Source organism: Bacillus sp. mrc49 (assembly GCF_002803435.1).
The window spans coordinates 1-1,013 of sequence record NZ_PHNG01000458.1 but is presented as its reverse complement, the minus strand read 5'-3'; the positions used below and the strand labels follow the sequence as shown (position 1 = coordinate 1,013).

Genomic DNA, 1,013 nt, shown 5'->3' with positions numbered 1-1,013 from the left:
CTTCAAGACAAGCACGGGTACGGTTTCCGTAACGAATTTATGGAGTCATGGGGGCATGTTCCCCAATGGCATTTCCGGTTTCCTGTTGTCTTTACAATTGGTCGTCTTCTCCTTTGTCGGTGTCGACTTGGTTGGGGTATCTGCAGCGGAAACGGCGAACCCCAGGAAAAACATTCCGTCTGCCATCAATAAAATCCCTGTCCGGATTTTATTGTTCTATGTAGGAGCCCTATTCGTCATCCTGGTTGTGAACCCTTGGACGCAACTGGATGCAACGAGCAGCCCATTTGTTGAAGTTTTTGCGTTAATCGGAATTCCTGTCGCTGCTGGAATCATCAATTTCGTTGTGTTGACATCTGCCGCCTCCGCATGCAACAGCGGATTATTTTCAACGAGCCGCATTCTCTATACGTTAAGCAGGAATGGCGAAGCCTCTGCCAAACTGGCCCATTTAAATAAACAGGCTGTTCCAAGCAATGCCTTATTCACATCGACGATCGTTGTCTCATTGGGGGCTTTGTTAAGCAAACTGATACCGGAACAGGCCTTTACCGTCGTGACCACGATCAGTGCCATCTGTTTCATTTGGGTATGGAGCATCATCTTGATCTCCCATATCATATATACGAAAAAACGGCCTGACTTAAGGGCCAAATCGACTTTCAGGGCACCCTTGACACCCTTCATCAATTACCTGATCCTAGGTTTATTCGCGTTCATCCTGCTCGTCATGCTATTCGCTGAGGCTACACGACTCTCACTGTTGATGACGCCGATCTGGTTCATCGTCTTGGCGATGCTTTACAAATATAAAAAACGATAACGAAAAGGAGGAAGCCTTGGACTTATTGGAGCTCAAGGTTTCCTCCGTCCCTTGACAGTGCCGCATAAATATATAAGCGTCCACATTAAATTTTATATCAAAATAGTGTAAGCTATATATCATCGGCCGATTGCCTAAAAAAGATGGCAGACGCTTCACTTTATATAAAACGGAGGGGTTTGTTTAATGA

1 protein-coding gene is annotated in these 1,013 nt (G+C 45.6%); it reads left to right on the top strand.

The features are described 5' to 3' along the window. Nucleotides 1-823, top strand: an 823-nt coding sequence (locus CVN76_RS03585) for an amino acid permease (protein WP_157805500.1), incomplete at its 5' end; no start/stop codon positions are given. Between the last annotated feature and the right edge of the window lie 190 nt (nucleotides 824-1,013).